The organism is Rhizobium sp. BK008, from assembly GCF_014197345.1.
GTDB lineage: Bacteria > Pseudomonadota > Alphaproteobacteria > Rhizobiales > Rhizobiaceae > Rhizobium > Rhizobium anhuiense.
Map to the genome: position 1 here is coordinate 49,434 of NZ_JACIFK010000014.1, position 24,152 is coordinate 73,585.

Here is a 24,152-nt window from a genome sequence, read left to right on the forward strand (position 1 = left end):
AGACTTAAAGCGCCAGGAGCGATCTGAAAGATCGCGACGCGCTTTGAGCAGCCATCACTTTTTGGCGAATAAACGTGAAAAGCCGGTATTACCGGCCGCTCGCCCTCGCCTTCGCCACAAAGAGTGTTATCCTTTCGTTCATGAGCGTATTGCCCCGCAATCGCCGGAAGCGCCCTCTGTTTCAGAACGCCAGATCGCGGAGACCGGACCGATGACAAGCCCCTCAAGGCAGAAGAAAGGTGCGTTTGCGCTCCGTCCTTCGCTTGCCCGGCTGGTGACGACCAAACGTCTGCTGGCGCGCGTGGTGCTGTTTTTCGAGCAGTTGCTGCCGCCTTTGATGCCGGTCCTGGCGGTCGTTGCCTTTTATCTCTGCGCCTCCTGGTTCGGCGTTTTCCGCAGCGTGCCGGACTGGCTGCGCATCCTGCTGCTGATCGCCTTTGCCGCCGCCTTTCTCGCCTCGCTCATCCCCTTCCGCACCCTGCGCTGGCCGAAGGTCGCCGAAGCCGATCGCCTGCTGGAGGAACGCAACGGCCTGCCGCACCAGCCGGTCACCGTCCAGGAAGACGAGCCCGCCTTCGATACGCCCTTCGCCCGGGCGCTCTGGCGCGAGCACCAGACGCGCATGGCCGAAAAGATCGCAGCGCTCGATGCCGGCCTGCCGCGACCTGATATCGCCGCGCATGACCGTTTCGCCCTGCGCGCCATCCCGGCGCTGCTGCTGGTCACTGCCTTCGGTTATTCGCTGTCGATCAACGGCGGCTCGATCAGCGACGCATTGCAGGCGGCACCCGAGCAGGTGGTCAGCGATCCGGCGGTGCGCATCGACGCCTGGGTGACGCCGCCGTCTTATACCGGCCGTGCGCCGATCTATCTGACGGCCGATGGCAGCGAGCAGGCGCCGATCGGCATTCCGCAGTTTTCAGGCCTCACCGTCCGCGTCAGCGGCGGAAAGACGGCCGAAAAAGTGGTGTTCCGCAAGGCCAATGGCGAGGCGCGGGATATATCAGTGCAGGCGGATAGCAAGCCTCAGCAAGCGGCGGCAGCAGGCGGCGAGCAGCCGAATGCCGCACCCGCCAGCCAGGCCCCAGCCAGCCAGGCACTCGTCGCGCAGACGCATGTGATGAAGCTCGAGGAGAATGGCGCACTCGAAGTCAACGGCCGCCGCTGGAGCTTCGACGTGCTTCCCGACAAGGCCCCGGAAATCGCCTTCGACGGCTTGCCGAAGCCCAGCGTCAATGGCGCGCTTGAAATCGGTTTCACCGTCAAGGACGATTACGGCGTCCAGGAAGCGCATGCGGAAATCGTTCCCGTCGACACCGATCCGACGGCGACGCCGCTCTATCCGCTGCCGGAATACCGGCTGGATATCCCCCGCCGCAACGCCCGCGACGCCAAGGGCGTAACCAGCCGGAACCTGAGCGAACATCCGCTTGCCGGCAAACGCGTGCGCATCACGCTCGTCGCCAAGGATGCCGCCGGCCAGACCGGCCGCAGCCCGCCGCATGAGATGATAATGCCGTCGCGGCGCTTTAACGAGCCGCTCGCCGCCGCCGTCGCCGAAGAACGGCAGGTTTTCGCCCTCGACACCCGCAAGATGCCGCAGGCGATCGCGCTGAACGAGGCGCTGACCATCCGTCCCGAGGAGACCATCCCCAAGCTTACCAACTACCTGCTGCTCGAATCCGCCTTGACGCGCATGAAGCTCGCAAAGGGCGAGGATGCGCTGAAAGATACCGCCCAATATCTCTGGGAGATTGCGCTGGGCATGGAGGACGGCGATCTTTCGCTTGCCGAGCGCAAGCTGCGCGAAGCCCAGCAGAACCTCGCCGACGCGTTGGACCGCAACGCCCCGGATGCCGAGATCAAGAAGCTGATGGACGAGCTGCGCAAGGCGATGCAGGACTATATGAGTGAGCTCGCCCAACGCATGCAGAACGCGCCGATGCAGCCGAACCAGAATGCGCAGAACATCCTGCGCCAGCAGGATCTGGAACGGATGATGGATCAGATCGAGAATCTCGCCCGCTCCGGCAATCGTGACGCGGCCCAGCAGATGCTGTCGGAATTGCAGCGGATGATGAACAACCTGCAGGCGGGCCGACCGCAGCGCGGCCAGCAGAGCCAGGAAAACAGCGAAGCCCGCAAGCAGATCGACAAGCTCGGCGAGATCCTGCGCGACCAGCAGAAGCTGATGGAACAGACCTTCCGGCTCGACCAGCAGCTCAGGGACCGCATGCAGCGCGGCGAGCCTGACATGGGCGAGAGCGATCCGCTGCTCGACGAGATGAACCCCGGAGACAACGGCGAGCCGCAGGATCAGCAGCAGGGCCAGCAAGGTAAGGAAGGCCAGCAGCCCTCCGACCAGATGACGGCCGAACAGCTACGCGAGGCGCTGAAGCAGCTGCGCGCCCACCAGGATGCACTGGGCAGGCAGCTCGGCGAATTGCAGAAAAGACTCGGCGAGATGGGCATGAAGCCCGGCCCCGGCTTCGGCCAGGCGCAGCGCGAAATGGAAGGCGCCGGCCGTGAACTCGGCCAGGGCCGCGGCCAGCCGGCCATCGAGGGCCAGGGCCGCGCGCTGGAAGCGCTTCGTCAGGGCGCCCGCGACATGATGAACCAGATGATGCAGGCGCAGCAGGGCCAGCAGGGTCAGGGTCCGAACGGCCAGGTGGGCCAGGGCGACCAGAATGGCCGCGACCCGCTCGGCCGGCCGCGCCGGCCCCAGGGACCGGAATTCGGCGATAACAGCGTGAAGGTGCCCGACGAAATCGACGTTCAGCGGGCGCGAGAAATCCTCGACGCAATTCGCGAAAAGCTTGGCAACAATCCGCCGCAGGAAATGGAACGGCGGTACCTCGAACGGCTGCTGGATATCCAGTAGGCCTGACGCCACCGGGTTATGGATAGAATGATTTTAGGCCGGACCGGCCTAAAATCTGAATCCGGATCTATCAACAAATAGAGCGGGATACCGTTCGAAAACCGCTCACGCCTTCCAGCATCGTCCTCTACGCGACGAGCGCCCGGGCGACCGCCTTGCGGATATCGGGAAGCGCGAACGGTTTGGCGACGACATCGATGATCTTTTCGGCAAGATCGTCGGCCCGTTCGCGCTGTTCGGCATAACCGGTCATCAGCAGGATCTTCAGGCTGGGAAAAGCGTCTTTCGCCTGATGGGCGAGTTCAATACCGTCCATCACAGGCATGCGGATATCTGAAAGCAGCAGATCGTAGACCCCATCCTTGAGCTTTTCCAGGCCCTCGGCCCCGTCGGCCGCCTCATCGGTCTCGTGGCCATCAAGCCGCAGGGCCCGGGCTACGAAAGACCGCAGGGAATCCTCGTCTTCCGTGATCAGAATTCTTGCCATATGTGCATCGCTCCGTGTCAGCCCCGCGACGGAAATCACCAGACTTTCCTTTTCGATCGGTAAAGATGACGAAGCGATGGACGAGATGGTTAACAACCCGTCTCGAACAGTAAGATAGCACCACGGGGCGCGCAAAAGCGCTGCAACATTTAGAACCTTTCCGGGTTAGCTTGCAGCATTCTGCCGGAGCAGGTTTTTGTCAGGGCAGAGGCGATTGGCGACGGGCATACCCCAAGGTACGTCCGAGCCGATCGCCTCTGATCCTGGCGCAAAGATGCCCGGCCCTTCGGGTTGGCTGAGGCGGGCCGGCTGATCGACCGGCCATCCGACTCCGCTTGAGCCAACCGAATGCTGCAATCTAACTCGGAAAGGCTCTAGCTGTCGCTCAGGCGTCCCCGGTGACCACGCCGACGAAGGGCAGTTCGCGAAAGGCATAGGCGACATCCATGCCATAGCCGACGACAAAATAGTCAGGGCATTCGAAGCCGACATAATCGGCCTCCAGCTTTTCCTTGCGCTTCACGCGCTTGTCGAGCAGCACGGCGATGGTGACGTTGCGCGCCCCGCGCTCGAAGAGCAATTCCTTGGCAAAGAGCAACGTCCGGCCGGATTCGAGGATATCGTCGATCAGCAGGACATCGCGGCCATGCACGTCGCTGTCGATATCCTTGACGATGCGCACGCCCTGCGAAACCGTACCGATGCCGTAGCTCGACAGCGTGATGAACTCGACCTCCGGGGCAAGCCCGGTGTCATGCAGGGCTCGGATCAGGTCGGCGGCAAAGATGAAGGACCCCTTGAGCACGGCGATGACCAGCAGGTCCTTGGTCGGGCCGTCGGCGATCTCGCGCGCCATCGAATGATTGCGCTCGGCGATCTGCTCGGCGGTGAAAAGCGGCTCGATGTTTTTTCCGCGCACGACAGGCATAAGGCTTGCTCCATGAAAAGAAGGGTAAGCCGTTAGCACATATGCGGACCTGAAACAGCCTCGCCAGCCATGAAATTAACGGGATTGGCGCCACCTGTGGCAAGAAAACCGGCCATTCCGTGCCCCGACGCGCTCTATGGCAGGAAGGACAGCCGGACCTCCGGCATCTTTCCGCCGGCATGCTGGACGCGCGCCGAGAAGCCCCGGCTTTGGCCGCTATAGATGACATCGGCCGGCGGGTTGATGACAACGCTTGCGGTCAGCCGCTCGTCGGTCACGAGGTCGGCACGGATCGGCTGCACCGTCTGCGTCGTGCCGCTGTCGTTTTCGATGATGCCGTTGATGACGAGCACCCGCATGCCGTTCGCATCACGCGGCGTCACCGTGACATGGCTGAAATGCAGCGGCACGCCGGAATAGGCTCGCTCGCCGGAAAGGCCGGAAAAACCGCCCGCGAGCCCGAAGACGAGCACGATGAGCCCCAGCACCAGTGCTGCGAAGCTGCGCATCGACGCGCGCTGCAGCCAGGATTCCACTGTCTGCAGAACGGAAGCGGCCATCGCCGGCAGGAGCGGCGGCTGTGCGGCCTGTGCCGCAGCCATGCGTTTGCGGTTGTCGTTATGGGTCCTGGCAGTGTATTCCCGAGGCCGCACTTTGCCGAGGGTGACGAATTCGGCGTCGGAGATATCGGCAGCACGCGCCGAGCGGTACTGGCGGCTGGCGGGTTCGGGCGGCAGGAAATCATAGGCCTGGCTCGGTGTCCGGCGGCTGAAGGAGGATGCTTCCATGGTGGCTGCCTCGCAGATGTCCACATGGTTTCGATGCCAGGGGAAATCTTGGCATTGAAACGAATCCCGCTCAGTCGTAAATTTTAATGGTTAATGCTTCGCAAAGATTGCCATCAAACGGGCGTCTTTCCGGCAAAATTTACCGGCTGTTAACGGTGTTGGTTAACAAGTCACGCGGTGAAACCCACAACAGACTGAGCTGCCCGTTGATCCACTTCGAGAATGTCGGTTTGCGCTATGGCATGGGCCCGGAAATCCTCCGGGACCTGACCTTCGACATTCCGAAGAAATCCTTCCAGTTTCTGACGGGGCCATCGGGCGCCGGCAAGACCTCGCTGCTGCGGCTGCTCTTCATGTCGCTGCAGCCGACACGCGGCCTGATCCGCATGTTCGGGCGCGACATTTCCGAAATCCCCCGGCCCGAGCTGCCGTTGTTGCGCCGTCGCGTCGGCATCGTCTTCCAGGATTTCCGCCTCCTCGATCATCTCACCACCTATGAGAATGTCGCTTTGCCATTACGGGTGCGCGGCAAGGATGAGAGCTCCTACAAGACCGACGTCCTGGAACTGTTGAAATGGGTCGGTCTTGGCGAACGCATCAACGTGCTGCCGCCCGTGCTCTCCGGCGGCGAGAAGCAGCGCGCCGCCATCGCCCGGGCGCTGATGGACCGGCCGGAGGTGCTGCTTGCCGACGAACCCACCGGCAATGTCGACCCGCCCATGGCCAAGCGCCTGCTCAATCTTTTCCTCGAGCTGAACCGCCTCGGCACCGCGGTCGTGATAGCCACCCATGACCTGGCGCTGATGGAGCAGGTGGAGGCCCGCCGCATGATCCTCTCGGGGGGGCATCTCGATATCTATGACTGAGCCCCCATCCGGAAACCGAGACAAGGCGCCTGGTAAGGCGGAGCAGAAGCGACCGGAAATGCGCGTGCGCCCGACCGCGCCGATCCTGCCGCCATCCAACATCCAGGGCAGCGCGTTGATGGTGGTGATATCGATCATGGCCTTTCTCGCCTGCCTGACGCTCGGCGGCGTCAGCATGGTGCGCTCGACGGCGGCAAGCTGGGAGAGCCAGATCTCCCGCGAGATCACCATCCAGATCAAGCCGGACGACAATCTCGACATGGAAAAGGCGCTGACCCAGGCGCGCGACCTGGCGCTGACTTTCGTCGGCACCAAGAGCGGCCAGATCGTCGACGAGGCGGCGACCGCCCGCCTGCTCGAGCCCTGGCTCGGCCCCGGCCTCGATCTCAAGGATCTGCCCGTCCCTCGCCTCGTCATCATCACCATCGACGAGAGCAATCCACCGGATTTCGATTCGATGCGGTCGCTGCTGAAGGACAGCATCCCGCAGGCCACCCTCGACGACCACCGCACCTGGGTCGACCGGCTGGTGTCCATGGCCCACACGACTGTCATGATCGGCACCGGCATCCTGCTCCTGGTCTTCACGGCGATGGTGCTCACCGTCGTCTTCGCCACGCGTGGCGCGCTGTCGGGTAACCGTCACGTCGTCGAAGTGCTGCATTTCGTCGGCGCCGAAAGCTCCTTCGTCGCCACCGAATTCCAGAAGCATTTCCTGAAGATCAGCCTCAAGGGCTCGGCAATCGGCAGCGCGCTTGCCGCGCTGTTCTTTGCCAGCGCCGGGTTCTGGCAGAGCCGCACCCTTGCCACCCCGGAAACCGACCAGGCGACCGCGCTCTTCGGCACCTTCTCGGTCGGTGTGCTTGGTTATGCCGGCATCTTCGCGACGATGATCGTCATCGCGCTCCTGACCACTTTCACCGCTCGCCTGACCGTCATGCGGACGATCTACGAAATCGATACACTGCGCTCGGACCCGACACGCACCGACGGCATCGCAAGTTGATCGTGACCATGCCGTTTTACCACGAAAGCGTCTGTTCTGCGCCGCAATCAGCGTATAATCACGATTCATGACCATGGGACATACGACACCCAACCCGATTCAGCAGGACCCGGAGCTTGACCGCCCGGCGGGTGTGCCGCCGCGGCGCGGGCCGATCCGCCGCCTGCTGCGCTGGGGCGGCTTTGCCTGCGTGTTGGCAATGGCCCTGGTGTTCGGCGGTTTCCTGCGTTTTGCCGATTCCGTGACGACGCTGAAGCCGCCGGCCGAGCCGAAGGCGGATGCGATCGTCGTCCTGACCGGTGGCTACCAGCGTATCGACCAGGCCGTGGAACTGCTGCAGAAGGGTGCCGGCAAGCGCTTGCTCATTTCCGGCGTCCACCCGACCACGACGCCGGCGCAGATCCGCAGGATGACCCAAGGCTCGGCCGATCTCTTCTCCTGCTGCGTCGATATCGGCTATGATGCGATCGACACGATCGGCAATGCCGAGGAAGCTTCGAACTGGATCCATGCCAAGGGATACCGGAGCGTTTTGATCGTCACCAACAACTACCACATGCCGCGAAGCCTCGCCGAGCTCTCCTATGTCGATCCCGACATCGACTTCATCGCTTATCCCGTGGTCAATTCGGATTTGAAGAGCCGCAACTGGTTCACCGACCCGAATGCGATGCGCGTCATGCTTGCCGAATATGTGAAAGTGCTGCTGACCGGCGCCCGCAACATCACCGGCTTTGGCCGTCACACCGGGCTGCGCTCGGCAAATGCGTCCGGCCCGCAATAGACGCGCCACGCGTCGAGCCGAATTCGCGCGACGCGCTTTAAGCCCTGTTTTATGCGAGTCGTTGTCCCAAAACCGCTGCGCAGTTTTGGGCGACATGCACGAGCCTTTTGCATGAGGGCGTCATCAAACGCTTTTTATGACGGACAATATCGTGTAGGCCGGTCGCGTGAGCATGCCTCGGGAAAGTTCCATGATCGCCCTGCGTTCCGTTCTCTTCAATACGATCTTCTACGCCAACCTCATCATCCGGATGATCGTGCTCTCGCCATATTATTTCGTGGTGCCGCGCAAGATCGCCTATGCGATCCCGAAGAACTGGGCCCGCTCCAACCACTGGCTGATGCGGGTGATCGTCGGCACGACCTTCGAGATCGAGGGGCTGGAGAACCTGCCGGGTGACAGTTACATCCTGGCGCCGAAGCACCAGTCCTTCTGGGATACCTACGCGCTGCTGCCCTGGCTCAAGGACCCGGTCTATATCCTGAAGCGCGAACTGATGTGGATTCCGCTCTTCGGCTGGTATGCGAAGAAACAGCGCATGATCCCGGTCGATCGCGGCGCCCGCGGCAAGGTGATGGTGGAAGTGCTGAAACGCACCAAGGACGAGCTTTCCACCGGCCGGCAGCTGATCATCTATCCCGAGGGCACTCGCCGCCCGCCAGGCGCCGAACCGGTCTACAAATACGGCGTCGCCCGCATGTACCGCGATCTCGGCATCCCGGTCGTTCCGGTCGCCATGCATCCCGGTCTCTTCTGGCCGCGGCGCAGCATTCGTCGTTATCCCGGCCATTTCAAGGTGAGGATCCTGCCGCCGATCATGCCGGGAATGGATCCGGACGCCTTTTTCGCCCAGCTGATCGAGGTATCGGAGCGGGCAAGCGATGAGCTTCTGCTCGAAACCGTCGAACGAAATCCGCATCTGCCGCTGCCGCCGACGGCGATCAAAAGGCTGGCGGAGCTGCGCAAACTGAACGCCGCGACCGTCTAGATTAAGATCAGGCGGCGCGCAACCGTTCCACCTCGTGGACGACCTGCTCCAGCCAATGGTCGCGAATGCCCATCTGCTTCAGATGCGTCAGCGTATTGAAGACATAGGCATCATTCGGACCGGACTGGCCTTTTGCTTCGTTCACCACCCGTGCCGCGGCAAGCGCATCGAGGGCGCCAGCATATTGCTCATGGTCGCGGTCGATGATGTAGGCGACCGCTTCCACCCGGCGCCGGCCGGCAAGCTGCAGCCGCACCCGGCGCTCCAGGTAGACATTGGTGACCAGCTCGCGGGCGCGGAGATAATCGATCACCTCATCCCATTTTTCCGCGGAAATGCGGAAAGCCATGCCGCGGCAGGCGCCACCCCTGTCGAGGCCGAGAACCAGGCCAGGATTGTCGCGTGTGCCGCGATGGACAAAGGAACGGACACAGAGTGAACGCCTGTAGCCATAGACCAGAGCCTCTGCCCGCTCCATGAACTCGAAGCCCGGATTCCACATCAGTGAACCGTAGCCAAATACCCAAAATTCGTCCATATCGCACGCCAAGACCGGGAATCACATTCGCGATTCACCATTGGAGAACATCATGGCAGCGTCAAGCCGATCCGGCAGCAGCCAATCCGGCAGCGGCAAGAAATTCTGGTTGCTGGGTGGAGGCGTCCTCCTGGCGATCGCGCTTTATACCGGCGGCTGGTTCTATGCAGCGTCGGCGCTGAAGACCACGGTGTTGAAGGCGATCGCGCCGCGCGGAGAGGCTGGCGTCAGCGGCGAATGCTCCGATATCGAATTCCGCGGTTATCCCTTCCGCATCGGCCTGTTCTGCTCCAGGATCGACGTCGACGACAACGTCAACGGTGTCTCCGCCACCTTCGGCGCGCTGCGCTCGGCAGCCCAGGTCTATGCGCCCGGCAATATCGTCTGGGAGCTCGATTCGCCGGCCGAGATCCGCACCGGCAACGGCCTTTCGATCTCGGCCCAATGGACGAACCTGCAATCGAGCCTTGCGACCAGGCTCAGGGGCATCGACCGCAGCTCGACCGTCATCGAGGGTCTGAAAGCGATGGCAGTCTCCTCTTTCACCGGCCAGACCATCAGCTTTGATGCCGCTCGCACCGAAATCCATCTGCGCCAGAACGGCGCCGATCTCGACGGCGCGATCTCCGTGCAGGATGCGAACACGGCGATCAAGGATTGGCCGCAGATCTTCCCGAAACTGTCGGCCAGCATTGACCTGACCGTCGCCGGCAAGGCCGGCCTGATCGACGGCAGCGACCCAAATGGCCTCAATGGCGCCACCGGTGAACTGCGCCGCATCGTCGCCGACATCGGCGACGGCAAGGTGATGACGCTCACCGGCCCCTTCTCCTTCGACGAGCAGGGCTTCCTCTCGGGAAAATTCAAGCTGGAGATCGAACAGCTCGGCCCCTGGGGCGACAGCCTGAAGCAGGCCTTTCCCGACCTCGCCTCGACCGTCAACACGGCGACGAAGCTCTTGAAGGCGCTTGCCGCCGGCAGCGACAAGGTCTCGGTCGATCTCGTCGTCGATCGCGGCAACGCCACCGTCAGCGGCTTCATCCCGCTCGGCCGGATTCCGCCGATCTGACCTATCTCGCCTTTCAGGCTGTCGGCTTGATGAAGAAGACCTCCGGCACCGATTGCAGGCCTGGCAGTTCGATCGCGCCGGTTTCGGTAAATCCGTTGCGGCGATGCCAGTCCTGAGGCCGGCTTTCATCGCATTCGCTCGACGTCATCAGCAGACGGGCGCCCTCACCGCGCATAGCCTCTTCCCAGGCGAGAAACAGCGCGGTGCCGACGCCCGACCGGCGATGGCCGGGCAGGACGCGGATCATTTCCATATAGGGAACCCTGCCCCAGAAGCGGGAGAAGCGCAGAAAGCCGACGATCTCGCTGCCCTCCTTGGCAACGAGGTATTCTCCGAGCGTCACGCAGCGCGATACCCATGCTTCACCGGAACTGGCATCTTCACGAACCAGCCAATCGGTATCCGCCTGGCTCGCATTTGCCACTTCCACCATCGCGGCGGCTACTTCTTATCCAGCGCGTGGGGGCGGCCGAAATCAGGCGCGTCGACATCCTGGCCGGCCTGGACGATCGAGCGGCGGATGGCGCGCGTGCGGGTGAAGAGTTCGAAAATCTTGTCGCCCTCGCCCCAGCGGATGGCGCGCTGCAGATAGGCGAGATCCTCCGAGAAACGCGCCAGCATTTCGAGGATCGCATCGCGATTGTGCAGGCAGACGTCGCGCCACATGGTCGGGTCGGAGGCGGCAAGGCGGGTGAAATCACGAAAGCCCGAGGCGGAATATTTGATGACCTCGGACTCCGTCACCGTCTCCAGATCGTCGGCAGTGCCGACGATATTATAGGCGATGATATGCGGCAGGTGCGAAACGATGGCGAGCACCTTGTCGTGATGCTCGGCATCCATCTCATCGACCTTCGAGCCCAGCGCTTCCCAGAAGCTGCGCAGCCGCTTCAGCGCCACCTCGTCGGTACCGGCGACCGGCGTGAAGATGCACCAGCGGCCTTCGAAGAGGCCGGGAAAGCCGGCATCCGGGCCGGATTTTTCGGTACCGGCCAGCGGATGGCCGGGGATGAAATGCACATTATCAGGCATATGCGGCAGCATCTGTGCGATGACCGAGGCCTTGGTGGAGCCGACATCGGTGACGACAGCCCCGGGCTTCAGGCTTCCCGCGATCTCCTTCGCCACGCTTTCCGAAGCGCCGACCGGCACCGAGACGATCACCAGATCGGCATCCTTGACGGCATCCTGCGACGACGTCGTGTAGCGGTCGCCAAGGCCGAGTTCTTCCGCACGCTTCAGCGTATCGGCGCTGCGGGTGGCGACGACGATCTCCCTTGCAAGGCCGAGCCGTCTGATATCGTAGGCAAGCGAAGAGCCGATCAGGCCGATGCCGATCAGCGCGATCCGATCGAACTGCACGCTCATGACTGATGTCCCATAAATTCGCTGAGCGCGGCAATGACGCCGCGGTTGGCCTCTTCGGGACCGATGCTCATGCGCAACGCATTGGCGAAGCCATAGCCGCGCACGGCACGCAGGATGTAGCCGCGGCTCGTCAGGAACTCGTCGGCATCGGCGGCGCGCTTGCCGTCGATCTCGGGGAAATGGATGAGGACGAAATTGGCGACCGACGGCGTCACCTTCAGCCCGATCGCTTCGAGCGCCCGGGTGAGCGTCTCCACCCACATCTGATTGAAGGAGACGGCCTGCTGGACGAAGGCTTGGTCGCGGATGGCCGCGGCGCCGGCGGCGATTGCCGGCGCGTTCAAATTGAACGGCCCGCGCACGCGGTTCAGCGCGTCGACGATCTCGGCGGGCGCATACATCCAGCCGACACGCAGCGCCGCAAGACCATAGGCCTTCGAGAAGGTGCGGGTCATCACCACGTTGGCATTGGAGGACACGACCTCGATGCCGGCTTCATAATCGTTGCGGCGCACATATTCGGCATAGGCAGCATCGAGCACGAGGACGACATGTTTCGGCAGCCCGGCCTGCAGGCGGCGGATCTCGCTGACGGGAACATAGGTGCCTGTGGGATTGCCGGGATTGGCGATGAAGACGATCTTCGTCTTCTCCGTCACCGCGGCAAGGATCGCATCGACATCGACGGTACAGTCCTTTTCCCTGACGACGACAGGCACGGCACCCGCGCCCAGGATCTGGATCTTGTAGACGAGGAACCCGTGCTCGGTGATGATGCCCTCGTCGCCGGCGCCGAGATAGACATGGCAGAGCAGGCCGAGCAATTCGTCCGAACCGTTGCCGCAAAGGATGTTTGCCGGATTGAGACCATGCACGGCGGCGATCGCCTCGCGCAGCTCGACCGCCTGCCCGTCGGGATAACGCGCCAGAGTGTCGGCGGCCGCCTTGAACGCCTCGATTGCCTTCGGGCTGGCGCCGAGCGGCGTTTCGTTGGACGAAAGCTTGTAGACGCGGGCAACGCCCGGCGCATGTTCCTTACCCGGCACATAGGCTGCGATATCGAGAATACCGGGACGCGGAACGGGCTTGCTCATCTCAACGCTCATGGGTCGACCTTGGAATTGCCGGAAATCCGGGCTGAAAAACACCAAGTGGCATTAAAGCGGAATGCGATTGTTGTCGAGAGGTATGGGCGTGACGCAAGCAGCCTGAGAAGGCTGAGAGCGGCGTCAGCGGTTGCGTGTGGTCGGCACGCCATGCGGTGCGAGAACCGGCACGAAGACGCGGCGGGAAGCCCGCGCTGCAACCGGCAGCCCCTGATAAAGCCGCTTCTGCGCCTCGACGATGATGACGCCCGAGAAGGCCGGCCACAGCGTTCGGCCGATCCGCTCGAAGGCACGGCGAAGGCGCAGAATGGTCCTGAGCTTCGAAGGTGGGAAGAACAGCGCTTCGGCCGTCGCGCCCGGCGTGAAATTGGTCTCGCGCAGCAGATGCGTCAGCTGGCCGCGCGAATAGGGCCGGCCCGAACCGAAGGGTGTATGCTCCATGCGCGCCCAGACGCCGCGCCGGTTCGGCACGACGATAACAAGCCGTCCGCCTGGCGCCAGCACCCGCCAGAGCTCCTTCAGCGTCTCGCGCGGACTTTCGGCGAATTCCAGCGAATGCACCATCAGCACCCGGTCGATCGAGGAATCCGGCAGCGGCAACTCCTCGTCGAAGACAAGCGTCGTCGACGAGAGCGAGCCCATCGGCCAGTTCACCGCGCCCTGCCCGGCCGGCATGAAGGCGAAGGTGCGCTCGGTATCGGCCTGGAAACGGTCGAGGAAGGGCACGGCATAGCCGAGACCGACCAGACGCTCCTGCGGCAGCCGCACCCAGAGCGAGGATAGCGCCATGGCGATCGACTGCTCGGCAAGACGTCCGAGCTCGGAATGGTAGAACTGGCGTAGGTCGACGATATCGGCGTGCATTGCGACAAATGTTATCAGCGGGCGGTTGGACTTCAAGGCCGGAACCTCTACATTCCCGCGAGACTCCTGAGACAAGGGATTATTGAACGATGAAACCTTTGGAATTAGACGTTTTTCTCTGCCGCACCGACAATTTCGGCGTTCTCGTGCACGATCCGGAGACAGGCTTGACCGCGGCGATCGATGCGCCGGAGGAGGCGCCGATCCTGGAAGCGGCGACTCGCCGCGGCTGGAAAATCAGCCATATCTTCACCACCCACCACCACACCGACCATGTTAGTGCCAACCTGGCGCTGAAGGAGCAGTTCGGCTGCGAGATCATCGGCCCGATCAACGAGGCCGTCGCCATTCCCGGCCTCGACCGGACGATGGCCGATGGCGACAGCTTCCTTTTCGGCGATCACACGGTCAAGGTCATCGAGACTCCCGGCCACACCGCCGGCCATATCTGCTATCACTTCGTCGACGACAAGCTGCTCTTTGCCGCCGACACGTTGTTTGCGCTCGGCTGCGGCCGGCTGTTCGAACGCCCGGCCGCCGACATGTGGCATTCCCTGCAGAAGCTCGCCGTGCTGCCCGATGAGACTGCCGTCTATTTCGGCCATGAATACACCTTGTCCAATGCCCGCTTCGCGCTGACGATCGATCCGGACAACGAGCGCCTGAAGAGCCGCGCCGCCGAGGTCGAGGCCCTTCGTGCCGACGGCAAATTCACCATTCCGACGACGCTGGGGCTGGAAAAGGAGACCAACCCGTTCCTGCGCGCCGCCGATCCGGCGATCCGCCGCAATCTGATCATGGAAGGCAAGACCAACGAGGAGGTCTTTGCCGAGATCCGCAAGCGCAAGGACAATTTCTGATGTCGCCTCAGGACATCATCCGCGAACTCGGCATGCAGCCGCATCCCGAGGGTGGCTGGTATGCGCAGACGTTCCGCGATACGGCGGGCGGAGAACGCGGCCACTCGACGGCGATCTATTATCTGCTGACCAGGGGACAGCGCTCGCACTGGCATCGCGTCCATGACGCGGTTGAGGTCTGGCATTATTACGCCGGCGCGCCGCTCTTCCTGCATCGTTCGGAAGACGGAACCGCAAGCGAGACCCTGACGCTCGGGACGAACCTGTCCGCCGGCGAGCGGCCGCAGGCGATCGTTCCCGCCAATTGCTGGCAATCGGCCGAAACCCTCGGCGATTTCACCCTGGTCGGCTGCACCGTCTCGCCCGGCTTCGAATTTTCGAGCTTCGAGATGGCGCCACCCGATTGGAAGCCCGGCGCTAGAGCATGATGCCGAAAAGTGTGAGCGGCTTTCGGACGACATCATGCTCTAACTATATAATTTAGAACAGGATTCAGAATTTAGGCCAACCGGGCGTAAAATCTGGATCCTGTTTTAAGGCCTACTCTGCCGCAGACTGCGCCGGAACCTTGCGGCGGAACATGTCCTGGGCGGCCAGCACCGCCCCGCCGGTAACGAGCAGGCAGGCAAGAGCAACGCGCCAGCTCGGCTCGGCAAATCCGAACAGCAGCAGGATCAGCGTCGAAAGCAGAGGCGCGGCATAACTTGCCGCGCCGAGGATCTGAATGTCGCCGTTCTTGACGCCGTGATCCCATGCATAGAAGGCAGCACCGACCGGAAAAAGCCCGAGCCCGGCGACGGCAACCCATTCGAAACCCGTGGCCGGCCAGACGGTCGTCTCCAGGCCGAGATGGCAGAAGAACGACAGGATGGATGTCGCAAGGCAAAAGCCGGTGACGACATCCGTGGAGACGGCATCGAAACGCCGCGTCAGCAGCGAATAGCCGGACCATGTGAAGGCGCAGAGAAAGGCGGCCCCGTAGCCGACGGCATAGGCGCCGTCGAAATCGATGCCGTTGCGGCCAACGATCAGGAAGGTGCCGCAAAGCCCGGCAAGCGCACCCGCCAGATGATACCAGCGCAGCCGTTCGCCCGGCAGCAGCGCCGAACCGACGACGATCAACAGCGGCCAGAGATAGGCGACCAGCCCCGCCTCCACCGCCGGTGCGTTGCGGAGCGCGGTGAAATAGAGGAAGTGATAACCGAACAGCCCTGCAATACCCGTTATCCAGACCTTGGCCGGCTGCTTCAACAGCGCCAGCCGCGCGGGGTTGAGGACAAGCACCGCGAGGCCGGGGATGCTGCCGATCGCAAAGCAGATGGCCGCAAGCTGGAACGGCGGCATCTTGCCGGAGGCGGCCGTGAATAGCGCCAGGAACGACCACATCAGGATGGCCGTAAAACCGATCAATGTCGCGCGAAGCCTCACCCATCCCCCTTCACGGAGACAGAAGCTCCGTCAGCTGTCGCTGCCGTATTTGACGGCAGTGATCGTCACCATTCCATATTCGGTTGGAATACGCACATAGACGGGAGCGTATACATTTGCCGTGTCCGACTTGGCAAACCAGATTTCCATGCGGTTGCTTTTGCTGAGATAGTCGATGTCCTTGCGGCCCTTCTTGTAGCCGGAGCGCGGCACGAAGCGCACGCCGCAGACAACCGCCTTGCCTTTGAAGCCGTTGGTCGAAAAATCCTCGTCGCCCTTCGGCGAAAGCACCAGATCCATGCGCGTCTCGCCGTCGAAGATCGGCAGCGTCTGCGAGCAGACCTTGGTATCGCCGGTGAAGACCAGGCCGGAGATCGGATCGAGCACCGATCGCATGTCGCGTGGTGTGACATCGATCCAGTTCTTCGGACGCTTCGGCGCCGGTGTTGTCGTCGCCGAGACGATGTTGCCGTCGCGGTAACTGACCTCGTAGACGCGGGCCTTCTTGCCGCTCTTGTAGTAGAGCGAATATTTCTGCGCCTGCAATCTATCATTGCGCACGACACCGCTCACGCTGGTCTTGGCCGAAATCGTCGTGACGAGATCGGCAAGGCCGGCGGAATTGATGCTGCCGGCGATCTTGTAGCTGTGATCGTCCTCGATCTGCGTCAGGAAGGCGGCGCGCGCGATCGGCAAGCCGGCGAGCGTCACCCGGTATTCCGTCCGATGTTGGATTTCGGCCGCCGATGCCGGTATGGCAAGCAGCGCGGCGATGGCCGAAATGAAAATCCGTCTGCCCGAATGAGCCATGAATCAAGCCTTGTCTTGGCGCGCGCTGGCAGCCCTTGTTAAGCGCTCTATACTCCTGCCGTGAAGGGAAGAAAACAGCAGCTTTTTGACAGAATTGCGGGAAAGGCCAAGGTTTGGCTTGACGCAAGCAGCCTGTCTGACTATAGAACCGCAACTTTCCAATCATGCCTGTTGGATTGCGCGCCTGGTTTTGCCGGGAATGTCAATTCGATGGCCCGACAAAAACAAGAATAGGTGTTCCATGTCCCGCGTGTGCGAATTGACCGGCAAGGCCGTCCTGACTGGTAACAATGTCAGCCATGCCAACAACAAGACCAAGCGCCGGTTCCTGCCGAACCTGTGCCAGGTCACGCTGATATCCGACGCTCTCAACCAGCGTTATCGTCTTCGCGTTTCGGCTGCTGCTCTTCGCTCCGTCGAGCATCGTGGCGGCCTCGATGCCTTCCTGCTGAAGGCCGGCGAAAACGAACTCTCGATGCGCGCGCGCCTGCTGCGCCGTCAGATCGTCAAGAAGACCGCCGAAGCCGCTGCTGCGTAAGCTTCTGCCTTTCTTTCATACGGCTTCAAAAGGCTTGAACGGATAATACCGGACAAGCCTTTTGCTTTGTCGGTTTACTCCTCCAACTGGTGGCATCACCCAGGATAAAAAAATGCTGAAGACCCGCTATACCATCGCCTATGTCGCGCTGATGACGCTCGTCGTCGTCGCCTCCAACTTCCTCGTCCAGTTTCCGCTGAACGCCGAAGTCGCCGGCATCAACCTTGCCGACATCCTGACCTGGGGCGCCTTCTCCTATCCGATCGCCTTCCTGATCACCGATCTGACCAACCGCCAGTTCGGCCCACAGGCCGCCCGCAAGGTCGTCTTTGCCGGCTTCGTCGTTGGCGTGACACTCTCCTTCTTCACCTCGGTTCCGCGCATCGCCATCGCCTCCGGCTCGGCCTATCTCGCCGGCCAGTTGCTCGATATCGCCGTCTTCAACCGCCTTCGCCGCCAGGCCTGGTGGCGCGCGCCGCTGGTCGGCTCGCTGATCGGCTCGGCGCTCGATACGGTGATGTTCTTCTCGCTGTCCTTCGCCGCGTTCTTCGTCCTCCTCGGCCCGAACGATCCTTTCGCGCTGGAAGCAGCTCCCGTCCTGGGCGTCTTCGCCACGGAGGCTCCACGCTGGATTTCCTGGGCGATCGGCGATTTCGCCGTGAAGATGATCGTCGGCCTCGTCATGCTGCTGCCCTATGGCGCGCTGATGAACGTGCTGCGGCCGATGCAGGCCGCCCGCGCCAGCTAAACCGACGACCGTGTCAACGCCGCCGCCGGACCGCACCGGCGGCGATCGCCGGATGCAGCAGAGCCTCTGCAACCAGATCGTCGATATCTCGTGACGAATCGAGCCGCAACACCGGCGCTGTCTGCGTTTCCAGCCATTGCTCATGCGCCGCAAGACTGCGGCGTTCCGGACCGGCTGTGTCGTAACTCGCCGCCCACTGCAGGAATTCCCCGCTTTTAACTTCCATGTCGCCACCGGGCCCGATCCTGTTTCCATACCGGGCAATCTCCCGCGCATGGATTCGCGCTATCCGCAGTTCCGGCTCGATCCTGAGAAATACGATCAGCTCGTAAAGCGGCTCCAGTGGCCCGCCCCATTTCAGCGCCGATCCGGAGAGAACCCAGCCGTCATGCCGTGCGGTTTCATCAAGGAGCAGCCGGATACGCTCGTCGGCATTCCTCGGCGTCGTGAACGGCGGATCGGTCGGCATCCAGAAGAAATCGTCGGTGTCGAGATGGGCGATATCGAGCCTTTCGGCAAGCGCACGGCCGAGCGATGTCGTACCGGAACCGGACGCGCCCATGACATGAATATGCACCATGAATCTCCCTCCGAAGACGGATTCCCGATTGCGCGGGATAGCCGAGGCATATGACATCAGTCTGACGCTCTAGCATTTTCAATCCTCGCATCGCGCTTTCCGAAAATCGATTCCGATTTCGGGCCGGTGGCTAGGATCAATTCCGCTTCTGGGAACTCGGCGCTACCCACGCGGCTTCTTCCGAAAGCCGGAATTCCAGCATCAGGTTGCGCTGCAGGATCGAATGATTGTCGTCCGACACCAGGATGATATGGGTCGTGCCGTCGGCCGCCTGAAAGGCATCGAGCCCTTCCATATTGTCGATCTGCGAGTTGAAATTGCCTTCCAGCAGCAAGTCGCCGCTGACGACGGCGCCGGGCTTGATATCGGCGCCCTTGATGCGCCGAAGGCGCATGCCGATGCCTTCGGCCATGTTGAAGCGGCGTTCCAGCAGCAGCAGGTCGCCGTTCGGCAGGAAGGCGCCGTCGGTGACGTCGAAGCTGCCATCCCGCTCGACCGAGAAACGCCCTTTCAGCGGCCCGCTGAGAATGGCCGCCAGCCGGTTGCCGTCGCTGTCGAGACCGCGCTCGGAGACGATGACCACGCCGCCCTTCAGCGGGCTCGATGCCGGCGCCACCGTGATGGTCTCGATGCCGCGATTGTCGCTCAACATCTTCCGCGGGATAAGGATCGGCAAAGTGGCGATCGCGCTCGAATCGGCGAAGCCGGGGTCGGGATAGACATCGACGCGATGGCGCTGCTCGAAGGAGACCAGAATCCGGTCACCGTCCAGCGCCAGGCCCTCGGCATCCATATATCCCTTGCCCTCGAAGCTCAGCCCGGCGCTGTTCTTCATCGGCGTGATCTCGACATCCAAAAGGCCGGAAAGCCTGCCCTTGACGTCGCGCTCGATGCTGCCGGTCAGCCATTGGCCGGTATCGAGCACGACGACGAAATGTTTTTGGTCCGGCCGGAAACGGATGGAGGAGAGCGAACCGAACAGCGCTCGGCTGGACACCATCTCCAGCCCGCCGAGAAATTCCATCGATCCGAATTTCGTCTCTGAAGAGCCGATCCTGAAGTCCGATATTTGCCGGCTAATGACCGGCACCTCGTCAGCAGCCCAGGACGGGAAGGCGCCTGTGGCGATACAGAGGGCAATCGACGCCGCACCGCAGAGACGCTTGATCGTCATGCCGGGTATTTCCTTTGAGCGACATCAGCCGGCACGGCGCAGCCGGCCGCCACGCGGCTGGACGGATTGATCTTCGAATAGCGAGGCAAGCTGCTCGGTCATTGCACCGGCAAGCTCGTCCGCATCGACGATCGTCACGGCGCGGCGATAGTAGCGCGTCACGTCGTGACCGATGCCGATCGCCAGCAATTCCACAGGCGAGCGCGTCTCGATCCGTTCGATGACGGCGCGCAGGTGCCGCTCCAGATAATTGCCCGGATTGACCGACAGCGTCGAATCGTCCACCGGCGCCCCGTCCGAGATCATCATCAGGATGCGGCGCTGCTCGCGGCGTGCGAGCAGGCGATTGTGTGCCCAGATCAGCGCCTCGCCGTCGATATTTTCCTTGAGCAGACCCTCGCGCATCATCAGCCCGAGATTGGCGCGGGCGCGCCGCCACGGCGCGTCGGCCGACTTGTAGATGATGTGGCGCAGGTCGTTGAGGCGGCCCGGCGTCTGCGGCTTGCCGCCGGCAAGCCAGCTTTCACGCGCCTGCCCGCCCTTCCAGGCCTTCGTCGTAAAGCCCAGGATCTCGACCTTGACGCCGCAGCGCTCCAGCGTGCGGGCAAGAATATCGGCGCAGGTGGCGGCAACCGTGATCGGCCGGCCGCGCATCGAGCCTGAATTGTCGATGAGCAGGGTGACGACGGTGTCGCGGAACTGCGTGTCGCGCTCCATCTTGAAGGAAAGCGCTTGCATCGGGTCGATGATGATGCGCTGCAGCCGGGCCGGATCGAGATAGCCCTCTTCCAGATCGAAATCCCAGGAACGGTTCTGCTGCGCCATCAGCCGGCGCTGCAGCCGGTTGGCAAGCCGCCCGACCGCGCCCTGCAGATGCGCCAGTTGCTTGTCGAGGAAAGCGCGCAGGCGCTCCAGCTCGGCGGCATCGCAGAGCTCCTCGGCGGTGATGATCTCGTCGAACTCTTCGGTATAGACGTGATAATCGACCTTCTCGTTGAAATCGGCAAAAGGCGTGTTCGGACGGCGGGTTTCGCCCGGCGTTTCCGAATCGTCCTCGCCCTCTTCCATCATGTCGTCGTCGGAAATCTCGGCGCCTTCGGTCTCGCCGTCCTCCATCTGCTCGTCGGCGACTTCGCTGTCCTCGACGGGGGCGGCATCGGTGCCGGCATCCTCGTCGACCTCGTCCTGATCCTGCTCGTCGCCGTTCGGCTGGTCTTCCTGCTCCGACTGGTCGTCATTGTCGGCTTCGCTGTCGTCGTCGCCATACTCCTCGGCCATTTCCATGGCCGACAGCATGTTGCGGATGACCTTGGCGAAGGCCTGCTGGTCGTTGATCGAGTTCGACAGGTTGTCGAGCTCGGTCCCTGCCTTGTCCTCGATGAAGCCGCGCCAGAGATCGAGCACCTTGCCGGCAGAGGCCGGCGGGCGCTGGCCGGTCAGCTTCTCGCGCACCATCATCGCCACGGCTTCGCCGACCGGTGCGTCTTCCTGACGCTCGATGCCGGTAAAATTCGCCTTGGAATATTTCTCCTCGGTCATCGAGCGCAGGTTCGACGCCACGCCCTCCATGCGCAGCGCGCCGATCGATTCGACGCGCGCCTGCTCGACCGCATCGAAGATCGCCCGGGCGTCCGAGCCCTGCGGCGCCATCGTCGCATGCACCTTCTCGTCATGGCAGGCGAGGCGCAGCGCCATGGAATCGCCGAGCCCGCGGGTGACCGCCAGCTCATGCGCCGTCGGCCGCTTGGAAAGCTCCGGCAGCCGGATTCGCTCGCCGGTCATCCCCGGCCGTTCGTTGGCGAAGGTCACCTCGACATCGCCGTCGCCGGCGATCGAGCGCACGCAGCCGGTTATCGCCCGGCGCAATGGCTCGACGTCGACAGGCGCGCCGGGTTTTGCTTTCGAATTGTCACCGCGAGCTGCCATGATCGGTCGATCTCAAGCTCCGAGAACGATATTGGCGGCACTTTCCTTCAGCTCGACGCCGAAGGCGCGCTGATAGTGCTCGGCGACCAGCGGCCGCTCCAGCTCGTCGCACTTGTTGAGGAAGGTGACGCGGAAGGCGAAGGCGAGATCGCCGAAGATCTCGGCGTTTTCAGCCCAGGTGATGACCGTGCGCGGGCTCATGACGGTGGAGAGATCGCCGTTCATGAAGGCGGCGCGCGTCAGATCGGCAACCCGAACCATCTTCGAAACCGTCTCGCGGCCGTTCTTGTCCTTGCCGAAGCTCTTCACCTTGGCCGCAACGATATTCACTTCGTGATCATGCGGCAGGTAGTTCAGCGTCGTCACGATCGACCAGCGGTCCATCTGCGCCTGGTTGATCTGCTGCGTGCCGTGATAGAGGCCGGTCGTGTCGCCAAGGCCGATCGTGTTCGCCGTCGCAAACAGGCGGAAGGCAGGGTGCGGCCGAATGACGCGGCTCTGGTCGAGCAGCGTCAGGCGGCCGGAGGATTCGAGCACGCGCTGGATGACGAACATCACGTCGGGACGGCCGGCATCATATTCGTCGAAGACGAGTGCGACATTGTGCTGATAGGCCCAGGGCAGGATGCCGTCCTTGAATTCGGTGACCTGCAGCCCGTCCTTGACGACGATCGCATCCTTGCCGACGAGATCGATACGGCTGACATGGCTGTCGAGATTGATGCGCACGCAGGGCCAGTTGAGGCGCGCCGCCACCTGCTCGATATGCGAGGACTTGCCCGTGCCGTGATAGCCGGAGATCATCACGCGGCGGTTATGCGCGAAGCCTGCGAGAATGGCGAGCGTCGTGTCGCGGTCGAACAGGTAGTCGGGGTCGAGGTCCGGCACATAGGCGTCGCCCTTGCTGTAGGCGGGAACGCGGATGTCGGAATCGATACCGTAGGCCTCGCGGACCGAAACGGTGGTATCGGGCAGTTCTGATATATCCAGGTCGATCTTGCTCATCATGTCTCCAAGGCGGGTGATGCCACCCGGCCATACTGTCTCAGGCCATGTCGCAACCCGGACGCCGCGATTTTATTCCACGCCCGTCCAGGTCGGAACGTCGGCGATACTTCTCCGGGACTGAAACGAAACCTCGGCGGGATGATGACCGCGTGCGAGCATTCTTGAAAGAGTCCCGGACAAGAAACGCCGCGTCCGGAAGGTCGGCGGAGGCGATGTCGGGAAAACGCACAAATATGAGCCGCGTTTGCCTGCGGCCTCAGCCGATTTGGACCATACCCGATTGAAGCCCAAGAGCAAGGATGGGAATTAACAAAAACCGTTCTGCTTCAACAATTGATAGGCCTGGATGACGGCGCGGAAACGCTCCTCCGACCCGCGGTCGCCGCCATTGGCATCCGGATGGTGTTTCTTGACCAGTTCCTTGTAGCGGCTCTTGATCTCCGCCGACGTCGCATTGGCGTCGAGGCCCATCGTTTCGAAGGCTTTGCTTTCCAGCGATTTCAGTTTGCGGGCCTGGGGAAAACGCGGTCCGCTGCCCTTGCCGCCGCCTTCCTTGACGAAGCCAAAGGGATCGCGAACACGGGTATAGGCGCCGGAGCGGACCTCCGAATGCAGCGGACTGTCCTTCGCCGCCTTGTTGACGCCGACGGTCCATGTCGGCCGGTGGCCGGTGATCGCCTCTTTCTGATATCGCGCGATCTCACCGTCGGAAAGACCGGAGAAATAATTGTAGCCTTTGTTGTAGTCCTTGACGTGCTCGAAGCAGAACAAAAAGAACTGGCCTTCCGCATTGCGTCCGACAGGAGCGCGATGCGTGCCTTTCTTGTCGCAGCCGTCCCACTGACAGGTAGGCGGTGCCTGCTCTGGCTCCGGCTCCCGTTTGCGGCGTGTTCGGATGCGATCGAAATATTTGGAATCAAGTCTCATGACGGCGCTAATTATGGTCCTGCCGCGAAGCGACAACAAGAATTGACAAATGGGAATGTTACTGGCTTGGTGGGAACCCTTTTCGCGAAGCTGCAAGACCGGATGATGACCCTGCGAACCCGCATTGAAGAAAAACTAGTCGAAGCCTTCGCGCCCGAACGCCTGAGCGTCATCGACGAAAGCCATCTGCATGCCGGCCATCAGCCTGATATCACGGGCACCGGCGAAACCCATATGCGGGTGAGAATCGTTTCGGCCAAATTTACCGGCATGTCGCGGCTGGCGCGCCACCGGGCAATCACCGACCTGTTGAAACCGGAGCTGGATGCCGGACTGCACGCGCTGGCCGTAGAACCGGCAGCACCTGACGAACCGACCCGCTGGTAGCGGCAGCAAAGCTTATATAGGCATTGGCGGCCGGCAATCCTACAGCGCCGCGCATCTTTTCAGATGCGCAAGGGATCCTGTAGCAATTTGAAT

The 24,152-nt window shown here is 62.4% G+C and carries 26 protein-coding genes; 11 read left to right on the forward strand and 15 right to left on the reverse strand.

Annotation, left to right across the window (positions count from 1 at the left end):
• Positions 1-211: 211 nt before the first annotated feature.
• Positions 212-2,881: a TIGR02302 family protein gene (locus FHT69_RS32840; protein ID WP_183906558.1), complete on the forward strand. Its 2,670-nt coding sequence runs from the start codon at positions 212-214 to the stop codon at positions 2,879-2,881.
• Positions 2,882-3,008: 127 nt separating this feature from the next.
• On the opposite strand, the gene FHT69_RS32845 is transcribed toward FHT69_RS32840, so the two are convergent.
• The 3 genes from FHT69_RS32845 to FHT69_RS32855 form a co-directional block, all read right to left on the reverse strand.
• Positions 3,009-3,368 carry a response regulator gene (locus FHT69_RS32845; RefSeq protein ID WP_018495840.1) on the reverse strand — a complete coding sequence of 120 codons (360 nt, stop codon included), beginning with the start codon at positions 3,366-3,368 and terminating at the stop codon, positions 3,009-3,011.
• Positions 3,369-3,753: 385 nt separating this feature from the next.
• Positions 3,754-4,296 carry a hypoxanthine phosphoribosyltransferase gene (gene hpt, locus FHT69_RS32850; protein WP_028756421.1) on the reverse strand — a complete coding sequence of 181 codons (543 nt, stop codon included), beginning with the start codon at positions 4,294-4,296 and terminating at the stop codon, positions 3,754-3,756.
• A 134-nt stretch (positions 4,297-4,430) separates the two neighbouring features.
• Positions 4,431-5,084, reverse strand: coding sequence for a hypothetical protein (locus FHT69_RS32855; protein ID WP_168332719.1), 654 nt, complete (start codon positions 5,082-5,084; stop codon positions 4,431-4,433).
• Between the two features lie 206 nt (positions 5,085-5,290).
• Between FHT69_RS32855 and ftsE the strand changes: the two genes are divergently transcribed.
• The 4 genes from ftsE (at position 5,291) to FHT69_RS32875 (ending at position 8,728) form a co-directional block, all read left to right on the forward strand.
• Positions 5,291-5,950, forward strand: coding sequence for a cell division ATP-binding protein FtsE (ftsE, locus tag FHT69_RS32860; protein ID WP_003567051.1), 660 nt, complete (start codon positions 5,291-5,293; stop codon positions 5,948-5,950).
• A complete protein-coding gene (locus FHT69_RS32865) occupies positions 5,943-6,956 on the forward strand; it encodes a cell division protein FtsX (protein WP_028756423.1) in 1,014 nt (337 codons plus the stop codon). The genes ftsE and FHT69_RS32865 overlap by 8 nt, the downstream gene beginning before the upstream one ends.
• Positions 6,957-7,023: 67 nt before the next feature.
• The gene (locus tag FHT69_RS32870) at positions 7,024-7,740 is read left to right on the forward strand and encodes a YdcF family protein (protein ID WP_082849754.1); all 717 of its coding nucleotides are present in this window, start codon (positions 7,024-7,026) and stop codon (positions 7,738-7,740) included.
• 190 nt (positions 7,741-7,930) lie between these two features.
• Positions 7,931-8,728 (forward strand): lysophospholipid acyltransferase family protein, encoded by a 798-nt coding sequence (locus tag FHT69_RS32875; RefSeq protein ID WP_168332721.1) that lies wholly within the window; start codon positions 7,931-7,933, stop codon positions 8,726-8,728.
• A gap of 7 nt (positions 8,729-8,735) precedes the next feature.
• Here the strand turns inward: FHT69_RS32875 and FHT69_RS32880 are convergent, their stop codons facing one another.
• Positions 8,736-9,266: a gamma-glutamylcyclotransferase gene (locus FHT69_RS32880; protein WP_028756426.1), complete on the reverse strand. Its 531-nt coding sequence runs from the start codon at positions 9,264-9,266 to the stop codon at positions 8,736-8,738.
• Between the two features lie 52 nt (positions 9,267-9,318).
• Here FHT69_RS32880 and FHT69_RS32885 point away from each other — a divergent pair, with 52 nt between their 5' ends.
• Complete coding sequence (locus FHT69_RS32885) at positions 9,319-10,335, forward strand: DUF2125 domain-containing protein (protein ID WP_063476293.1); 1,017 nt, start codon at positions 9,319-9,321, stop codon at positions 10,333-10,335.
• Positions 10,336-10,348: 13 nt separating this feature from the next.
• Here the strand turns inward: FHT69_RS32885 and FHT69_RS32890 are convergent, their stop codons facing one another.
• From FHT69_RS32890 to FHT69_RS32905, 4 genes are all read right to left on the reverse strand, one after another.
• Positions 10,349-10,768 (reverse strand): GNAT family N-acetyltransferase, encoded by a 420-nt coding sequence (locus FHT69_RS32890; RefSeq protein WP_063476292.1) that lies wholly within the window; start codon positions 10,766-10,768, stop codon positions 10,349-10,351.
• Positions 10,769-10,776: 8 nt separating this feature from the next.
• Positions 10,777-11,703 carry a prephenate/arogenate dehydrogenase family protein gene (locus FHT69_RS32895; RefSeq protein ID WP_028756429.1) on the reverse strand — a complete coding sequence of 309 codons (927 nt, stop codon included), beginning with the start codon at positions 11,701-11,703 and terminating at the stop codon, positions 10,777-10,779.
• Positions 11,700-12,797 carry a histidinol-phosphate transaminase gene (hisC, locus tag FHT69_RS32900; protein WP_028756430.1) on the reverse strand — a complete coding sequence of 366 codons (1,098 nt, stop codon included), beginning with the start codon at positions 12,795-12,797 and terminating at the stop codon, positions 11,700-11,702. Before hisC ends, FHT69_RS32895 begins: the two co-directional genes overlap by 4 nt.
• 135 nt (positions 12,798-12,932) lie before the next feature.
• Entirely contained in the window at positions 12,933-13,709 is a 777-nt protein-coding gene (locus tag FHT69_RS32905; protein ID WP_028756431.1) for a class I SAM-dependent methyltransferase, read from the reverse strand.
• A 53-nt stretch (positions 13,710-13,762) separates the two neighbouring features.
• Between FHT69_RS32905 and gloB the strand changes: the two genes are divergently transcribed.
• Positions 13,763-14,533: a hydroxyacylglutathione hydrolase gene (gene gloB / locus FHT69_RS32910; RefSeq protein ID WP_063476290.1), complete on the forward strand. Its 771-nt coding sequence runs from the start codon at positions 13,763-13,765 to the stop codon at positions 14,531-14,533.
• On the forward strand, positions 14,533-14,961 hold the full coding sequence (locus FHT69_RS32915; protein WP_063476289.1) for a cupin domain-containing protein: 429 nt from the start codon (positions 14,533-14,535) through the stop codon (positions 14,959-14,961). Before gloB ends, FHT69_RS32915 begins: the two co-directional genes overlap by 1 nt.
• 112 nt (positions 14,962-15,073) lie before the next feature.
• Here FHT69_RS32915 and FHT69_RS32920 read toward each other — a convergent pair whose 3' ends face one another.
• Both FHT69_RS32920 and FHT69_RS32925 read right to left on the reverse strand, forming a co-directional pair.
• Positions 15,074-15,961: a DMT family transporter gene (locus FHT69_RS32920; protein ID WP_063476288.1), complete on the reverse strand. Its 888-nt coding sequence runs from the start codon at positions 15,959-15,961 to the stop codon at positions 15,074-15,076.
• A gap of 30 nt (positions 15,962-15,991) precedes the next feature.
• A complete protein-coding gene (locus tag FHT69_RS32925; protein ID WP_063476287.1) occupies positions 15,992-16,771 on the reverse strand; it encodes a DUF3108 domain-containing protein in 780 nt (259 codons plus the stop codon).
• A gap of 241 nt (positions 16,772-17,012) precedes the next feature.
• Between FHT69_RS32925 and rpmB the strand changes: the two genes are divergently transcribed.
• Both rpmB and FHT69_RS32935 read left to right on the forward strand, forming a co-directional pair.
• Positions 17,013-17,309: a 50S ribosomal protein L28 gene (gene rpmB / locus FHT69_RS32930; RefSeq protein ID WP_028756436.1), complete on the forward strand. Its 297-nt coding sequence runs from the start codon at positions 17,013-17,015 to the stop codon at positions 17,307-17,309.
• A gap of 112 nt (positions 17,310-17,421) precedes the next feature.
• Positions 17,422-18,057, forward strand: a complete 636-nt coding sequence (locus FHT69_RS32935; protein WP_028756437.1) for a VUT family protein — start codon at positions 17,422-17,424, stop codon at positions 18,055-18,057.
• A 13-nt stretch (positions 18,058-18,070) separates the two neighbouring features.
• On the opposite strand, the gene FHT69_RS32940 is transcribed toward FHT69_RS32935, so the two are convergent.
• The 5 genes from FHT69_RS32940 to FHT69_RS32960 form a co-directional block, all read right to left on the reverse strand.
• The gene (locus tag FHT69_RS32940; protein WP_028756438.1) at positions 18,071-18,637 is read right to left on the reverse strand and encodes an AAA family ATPase; all 567 of its coding nucleotides are present in this window, start codon (positions 18,635-18,637) and stop codon (positions 18,071-18,073) included.
• A gap of 136 nt (positions 18,638-18,773) precedes the next feature.
• Complete coding sequence (locus FHT69_RS32945; protein ID WP_028756439.1) at positions 18,774-19,811, reverse strand: esterase-like activity of phytase family protein; 1,038 nt, start codon at positions 19,809-19,811, stop codon at positions 18,774-18,776.
• Positions 19,812-19,835: 24 nt separating this feature from the next.
• Complete coding sequence (cobT, locus tag FHT69_RS32950) at positions 19,836-21,737, reverse strand: cobaltochelatase subunit CobT (RefSeq protein ID WP_047615893.1); 1,902 nt, start codon at positions 21,735-21,737, stop codon at positions 19,836-19,838.
• Positions 21,738-21,749: 12 nt separating this feature from the next.
• The gene (gene cobS, locus FHT69_RS32955) at positions 21,750-22,742 is read right to left on the reverse strand and encodes a cobaltochelatase subunit CobS (RefSeq protein WP_047615895.1); all 993 of its coding nucleotides are present in this window, start codon (positions 22,740-22,742) and stop codon (positions 21,750-21,752) included.
• Between the two features lie 309 nt (positions 22,743-23,051).
• On the reverse strand, positions 23,052-23,672 hold the full coding sequence (locus FHT69_RS32960) for a J domain-containing protein (RefSeq protein WP_028756442.1): 621 nt from the start codon (positions 23,670-23,672) through the stop codon (positions 23,052-23,054).
• Positions 23,673-23,774: 102 nt separating this feature from the next.
• Here FHT69_RS32960 and FHT69_RS32965 point away from each other — a divergent pair, with 102 nt between their 5' ends.
• Positions 23,775-24,059, forward strand: coding sequence for a BolA family protein (locus FHT69_RS32965; RefSeq protein WP_028756443.1), 285 nt, complete (start codon positions 23,775-23,777; stop codon positions 24,057-24,059).
• Positions 24,060-24,152: the final 93 nt, after the last annotated feature.